The organism is Dyadobacter sp. LHD-138 (assembly GCF_030929615.1).
GTDB lineage: Bacteria > Bacteroidota > Bacteroidia > Cytophagales > Spirosomataceae > Dyadobacter.
On sequence record NZ_JAVFVU010000107.1, the window covers coordinates 1 to 1,232 of the forward strand.

2 protein-coding genes are annotated in these 1,232 nt (G+C 44.0%); both read right to left on the reverse strand.

The genetic code is table 11. The features are described from left to right. Nucleotides 1-281 (reverse strand): hypothetical protein (locus tag RB622_RS30110; RefSeq protein WP_308050552.1); only part of this gene is annotated, 281 nt, incomplete at its 3' end. A 26-nt stretch (nucleotides 282-307) separates the two neighbouring features. Then, on the reverse strand, nucleotides 308-1,232 hold a 925-nt coding region (locus RB622_RS30115), incomplete at its 5' end, for a kelch repeat-containing protein (RefSeq protein WP_308050553.1).

Sequence of the window (1,232 nt, forward strand, 5' to 3'; positions counted from 1 at the left end):
CCTAAACCTATCCAGCCTGGCTGATCACTGGGACGAAAACCGCTATAATTATACTGCACCGAGATAGGGATCTGTAAATCTCCTTCTGATAAGGTAAGCAAAGGAATATTGATATTGGGTGTGCCCGTACTGTAATTGATGGTGTGACCGCCGAACTTTCCAAGTTGTGCAGCCTGGGGAGAACTGAAAACAACTTTTTCACCGGGTGATGGTTGTTGCGCGAAGGATTCAAAGTGCAACAAAATCAATAGACTGCATAAGTATTTTATAAAATGTCTCATATTAAAAAAATTACAGGCTAATTGATTTACTGTTTTAATTTCCAAACTGAATTAGCAGGACGTGCCTGCATCGTCGTTTCATCAAATTCTTTCCCGCCAAAGAAATACAGGGTGCCGTCAGAGCCCGTGAAAGACGTCCCGCCACCTATCCCGGCAGCAGCCGTTTGAGGCAAAATACTCCATTGATTGATCTCCGTATCATATTTCCAAATAAATCTTTCGATATATACGTATTCACGCAGGAACTGATTATAGCCTCCCATCAGGTAAAGAATTCCTGATTTATCTGCCCAACTGGTGGCTCCCGCACGACGTCCGGGTGAATTCAGTTTAGAAGCAGAGCTTGCCGAAAAGTTGTTAGGTTCTGAATTGATTTTGAAATCACCGTTTTGTTTCGTCCATTTTTCTTCATCAATGGCATAACTCCACATATCAGAAAGGCCTCCCTTTTGACGGAACGAGATCCCGTATCCAGTGCCGCCGTAAAGCCAAAGTGTATTGTTTTTTGCATCATACCAACCGGTTGCGTCTGAACGGGAAGATGGTTTTGGGCCTTTTTCATCCCTGCCGTTTACAAGGGTATCGGCAAGCTGATTGGGTTTATTGATTCCAGCTACCCATTGCCACTGCGTTTTTTTTATATCGAAAACCCACAAATCATTATAATAATTGGATAGTCCGATATTATCCAGATCTGCTGTCAGTCCGCCAAATAGCCAGAGATTCCCGTTTTTATCAGTCCAACTCGTGCAATCAGAACGGCTACCGGGTGTATTATTGCCATCAGTAGTCTTTTGCTGGCCCCAGGTGGCTAGCTGGTTAAACTGTTGTTTGCCACTTACTTTCAACCAACTTCCTTTGGTTGTTTCAAACATCCAAAGATCGTCCAGATGTTGCTGATCCGCCAGCTGCCTTCCGCCAAACATCCAAAGGTTACCCTGGTTGTCAACC